Raw genomic sequence first — 4,625 nt, 5'->3', positions numbered from 1 at the left:
TTCGGTAACACCGACGTCGAACTCGTCGAGGCGAGCGTTTACGAGATGCCGTTCGAGAATGATCGCTTCGACGTGGTGACCAACACCATCAGTTCGCATTTCTATGTGGAGTTCGATCGGGCGCTCAGCGAGATTCACCGGGTGCTCAAACCCGGCGGCGTGCTGATCATGGCGAGCCTTGGCAACGGGCCGCTTCGTTTCGTGCCGGGCCTTCGCGAAATCAACCCCGGCCCCACCGACGCGGTCTACCGCGCCCCGCAGGTGCAGCGCCGCGCGCTGGAACAGGCCGGCTTTGAAGTCATCGATATCGAACGACTGCCCTGGCCCGCGTGGCTCTACGTGGCAAAAAAGCGCTGACTATTCGGTTTCCGCAATCCTTGCGATGAAGGCCTGCAGGCGGTCGACGTCTTCGGCGTTGTAGGCGATGAATTCCACGCCCATGCCGGCGGGAAGCCCGTTGGGCTGGGGACGGCTGTGGGTGACGCTCCCCTCGATGACGAGCGGCGTTTCTTCCCCGGGCAGCATGATGTGCATCTTCACCAGGTCGCCGGTGCGAAGCGGTTGCTCGGTGCGCACGAAGATCCCGCCGTGGGAGACGTTCTCCGTATATTCGCGCACGAAATCCGATGCGCGCTCGTAGCGCACTTCCAGCTCGGCGGCATAGCGCCGCGCCCGTCGATTTTCGCTGCCCATGGTGTTCCTCCGAAGTCAGACGCCTCAAGGGTTCCCCCAATGGGGGGATTTGGCAAGTTTGATCTGAAAGGGGTTCAGTCCGCCCCGTGGAGGCGGATGCTTTTATCGCCGAAGTTGGCGATGACTTCGAGTTCCCCGCCGAGGGATTCCACCACACGGCGCAGGGTGGAGAGTCGGTGGTCGCTGCGGCGTTCCATGCGGGAAATTTCCGACTGGGTCATCTCTGCCAGTTCCGCGAGCTCTGTCTGGGTTTTACCGAGCAGCTCGCGAAGGGCACGCAGATCCATCTCCATCAGATCCCGTTTGACGAGTGCGTCGATTTCGCGGAGCTCATCTTTGTTGAGGAGCTCCTTGCGGACCGAGTGCCAGGGGCGTGTCTTAATTTTTTTCGGCATGGCTCAGGTTCTCCAGATATGTGTGCCAGAGCGCTTCGGCTTCCCGAATTTTCTCCAGGTAAAACCGTTTCTCGCCCGTCTTGTCCGCGCCCAAAAGCAGCACGGCCTGGCGTTTGGGGTCGAAGGCATAGATTACGCGAATCGGCTTGCCCTTCGCCTGAACTCGCAGCTCCCGAAGTCCTGCACGTGAGCCACGGAGTGCGCTGCAGTAGGGGAACCCGAGGGTAATGCCCCGCGCTTCGAGTAAACCCACAATGCGTGCGAGCGCCTTGCGATCATCGCGTGAGAGGCTTTGGGCCCAATTTTCGAATTCCTCCGTTACGATGATCGTTGCCATATTATGCGTTTTACCTCATATGCTGTCAACTGCATTTGCCCAGGGTCAGCAGAGGCAAGACGATGCTCAAATCGTGCCGGAATATGACCTGGTCAAGTGTCTGAAATTAGGGGAACATTTCGCTTGCTGCGTGGCCTGCGGCTGGTCGCTTTCCGAGATCGGAACAGCCGCGACCGAAACCCGCCCCTACCGCGTGATCTTCCGGTACACCCGGGGCAGGACGCGGGGCAGGTCCATGACGTGGTCGATGACCAGGTAGCTCTCGTGGGGGCTCATCTTGCGCAGGTAGTCGTAGCCCGCGCGGTCGACGGTGACGCAGAAGGGGTGCACGCCCGCGCGTTCGGCCTCGGTGAGTGCCGCGCGGGTATCGAGCAGCCCGTAGGTCTCGTCGCGGCGGTCGTTGCCGTAGTCGGTGTCCTGGGGATAGCCGTCCGAGATGAGCACCAATGACTTGTAGCGCGCCTCCGTGTGGGAGAGCCGCCAGAGGGCATGGCGAATCGCCGCGCCCATGCGCGTGCTCTGGCGTGGGCGGATCCCAGCGATGCGGCGCAGCACCTTGTGTTCCTGCGTGTCCTCGAAGTCCTTGATCCGGTAGAGGTCCACGTTGTCGCGACCGTGACCCGAGAAGCCGTAGATCGCGTAGTTGTCGCCGAGGTATTCGAGTGCCTTGCTCATCACGAGCACGGCCTCGCGCTCGATGTCGAGCACCGTGCGCTCGCGGTCGGCGCCCAGTGCGGGCGCACGGGCGCTGGTTTCGAGATCGCGGTCCCACCACACGCGCGGGTCCACGTCGCCGTGGTCGTCGGGTTCGGGGGCATCATCGGGTCGCTGCTGGCTGGCCTGCTTTTCGTAGTCGACGACGCGCTCGCCCGTTGAAGCGCTCATGTCCACGAGCAGCAGCGTCGCCACGTCGCGGTCCACCTTCACGCGGCGCGTGTAGAGGCGGTCGGGCCATGGCTGCCCCGTGCGGCGGTCAGCCTTGGCTTCGATCACGGCGTTGAGATCGATTTCTTCACCGTCGGGCTGGTTGCGCTCGATACGAAGTTGCTCGGGGCGAATCCGCTCGAACTGGCGGATGACGCCGCGGATGATCTGCGCCGACTCGGCCAGCACGGTTTCCATCGTCGCGGGGTCTTCCTCGCGCCCGGGCTGCTCATGCACGGTGCACCAACTCGCACGGTAGTCGCCGATGGTGTGGTCCCACTCGTCGTAGATGAAGGTCTCTTCGCGCCCGGCGTTCTGGTCGATGCCGAGCTTGCGCTGGAGGCGGCGCTTCAGGTCCTCGAGCGCCTTGCCCGCTTCGAGCGCGGCATTGCGGCGCTCTTCGAGCGGGTCGGTGTTTTCCTTTTCCTTGGGCGCGTCGCTTGGCAGGAATCCGGTGAGCACCGCGCCGGCAGGATCCTCGGGGCCGAAGGCCTCGACGATCTCAGGATGGGCCTCCAAAAACGCGGCGAACTCCTCGGGTGTCATGTCGTTGAAGGCCGACTCGGCGCGCTCGATGGACTCGATGGTCTGCTCATCGCCCATTGTCTCCTGCACCTGGGCGGGATCGACCTCGCCGCGATGGAGAATGGGCTCGGTGCCGTCGTAGGCGTCGGCAATTTCCTGGGAAATCTCGCCCGTGCCTTCCTTGGAAGCGCGCACGGCGTCGGCATCGGGTTCTTCAGCGAGCAGTTCCGAGAGCAGACGCGAGCCTTCTCCCACGCCCGTGCCCATGAACAGGCTGCTCAGGTGATAGAGCTCGGCGGTTCGCAGCGCGGCGTCCTCGACGGTGGCGCCATCGCGCTTCAATGACTGGGTGAACGCGCCCACGTCGTCCCAGAGCTGGGCGAGGTCGAGCTGCACGTAGTTCCACGCGCGCGCTTCCTCGCTGACGTTCCAGCCGCCGTCGGCTTCTTCGTAGCGGAGCTCCTCGGGCAAGGTGTCCTCGCCAAGGGTGCGGCGGATGAGCAGCTCGCACAGCAGCGAGAGCGGCCCGCCGCGCCCGAGGGCGTCGAGCAGCGCGGGGCGCCGCGCGAGCTCCACGCCCCAGAGCCAGTCCACTTCTGCAACCAGTCCGGCGTAGCGATGCCGGAGCTGCATGTCGACGCGGTAGCCCTCGAAGATCGTGAATAAATCGCGGGCGAGCAGTTGCATCGGGAATTTTGAAAAGAACGCCGCGAGGCTCGTGCCCTGGTCTTCATCCGGCAGGTAGCGCGAGAGCTCCATGAGGGCGCTGCGCTTTTTGGCCAGTCGCTCGGTGCTGAACTCGAAAGTTCCGAATTCGAAGTGCCCGGCCTGGTGCGCCGTGGCCATGCGCGCGGCGCGGCGGTTGGCCTCGCGCGAACCGTATCCCCAGATCAGTTCGGGCAGGAAAATCTTCCGCCCGTCCGTGGTGGGAAGCGGCCGGTCGGCGTAGTGCTGCAGGGCGACCTGGTCCTCGTGGGTGAGCACGCCGATGTCGATGCGCTCGCCGATGAGCCCGTGCGCGAACAAGGAGAGCGAGCGCGCGACCTCGGCAAAGGGCAGTCCCTCGGCATAGGCGTGGAGCTGCGCGCGCGAGGCCTTCGAGGACAGCGCGAACCAGGCCTGCGCCTTTCCGGGATCGTCCTTGCTGCTGCGCGTTCCTTCCTCGATCCAGCGCGGCAGCTCTTCGGGGCGCGCCAGGCGGCGCAGCTCCGGAATGGCCTGCAGCAGGGCCTTGGCGGCTTTCGGATTCTCTTTGGTGAGTGCGCGCGCCGCCTGCAGGCAGGTCTTGTGCCCCTCGATCCAGGGATCGAGATGCGGCGGGTATTTCTGCGAGAGCAGCCTGGGCGTATCGCGCAGGAAGTCGAGGACTTCTTCGGCCGCTTCGCCGTGCAGGGATGCGGCGACCTCCAGCACGACCGAAGCGTCTTCGGCCATGATCTCGGTAACGGCCACCGCGCGGCGGGCGATCTCGGCAAAGGCAGGGGCGATGCCGCGCGCGGCGGCCAGAAGCAGTCCGATCATCGCGTCGCGCGCATGGGCGGGAAGCCCCTCGAGCAGGCCGGGCCCCTCGTCCAGCCAGCTCATGGCGATGGGCGCGTGACGGCGGCCGATCTGTGCGGCTGACTCGGCCAGCACGCCAAGGCCGTCGGGCCCAAGGGCGGCAGCGCGCGCGGCGGTGCGTTCGAGAAACTCTGCGGCGACCTGCCGCGACTGCCAGCCCGCTTCGAGCAGCGGGAAGCTCGCGCTGCCCC

At 65.1% G+C, this 4,625-nt stretch carries 5 protein-coding genes; 1 reads left to right on the top strand and 4 read right to left on the bottom strand.

Annotated features, from left to right (window positions below):
- Positions 1 to 357 (top strand): methyltransferase domain-containing protein (locus KDH09_07120; GenBank protein ID MCB0219446.1); only part of this gene is annotated, 357 nt, incomplete at its 5' end.
- On the opposite strand, the gene KDH09_07115 is transcribed toward KDH09_07120, so the two are convergent.
- The 4 genes from KDH09_07115 to KDH09_07100 all read right to left on the bottom strand — a co-directional run.
- Positions 358 to 693 carry a TIGR02266 family protein gene (locus KDH09_07115; protein MCB0219445.1) on the bottom strand — a complete coding sequence of 112 codons (336 nt, stop codon included), beginning with the start codon at positions 691 to 693 and terminating at the stop codon, positions 358 to 360.
- A gap of 74 nt (positions 694 to 767) precedes the next feature.
- The gene (locus KDH09_07110; GenBank protein ID MCB0219444.1) at positions 768 to 1,088 is read right to left on the bottom strand and encodes an XRE family transcriptional regulator; all 321 of its coding nucleotides are present in this window, start codon (positions 1,086 to 1,088) and stop codon (positions 768 to 770) included.
- Positions 1,072 to 1,425 carry a type II toxin-antitoxin system RelE/ParE family toxin gene (locus KDH09_07105; protein MCB0219443.1) on the bottom strand — a complete coding sequence of 118 codons (354 nt, stop codon included), beginning with the start codon at positions 1,423 to 1,425 and terminating at the stop codon, positions 1,072 to 1,074. The genes KDH09_07110 and KDH09_07105 overlap by 17 nt, the downstream gene beginning before the upstream one ends.
- A gap of 186 nt (positions 1,426 to 1,611) precedes the next feature.
- On the bottom strand, positions 1,612 to 4,625 hold a 3,014-nt coding region (locus KDH09_07100; protein MCB0219442.1), incomplete at its 5' end, for a VWA domain-containing protein.

The sequence above is a fragment of the Chrysiogenia bacterium genome (genome assembly GCA_020434085.1).
GTDB lineage: Bacteria > JAGRBM01 > JAGRBM01 > JAGRBM01 > JAGRBM01 > JAGRBM01.
The sequence above is the reverse complement of the archived record's forward strand: the minus strand, read 5'-3'. Positions and strand labels throughout refer to the sequence as shown.

Coding starts and splice junctions, on each gene's coding strand:
- KDH09_07110 (MCB0219444.1), bottom strand. CDS start 1,088: ATGCCGAAAAAAATTAAGACACGCCCCTGGCACTCGGTCCGCAAGGAG.
- KDH09_07115 (MCB0219445.1), bottom strand. CDS start 693: ATGGGCAGCGAAAATCGACGGGCGCGGCGCTATGCCGCCGAGCTGGAA.
- KDH09_07105 (MCB0219443.1), bottom strand. CDS start 1,425: ATGGCAACGATCATCGTAACGGAGGAATTCGAAAATTGGGCCCAAAGC.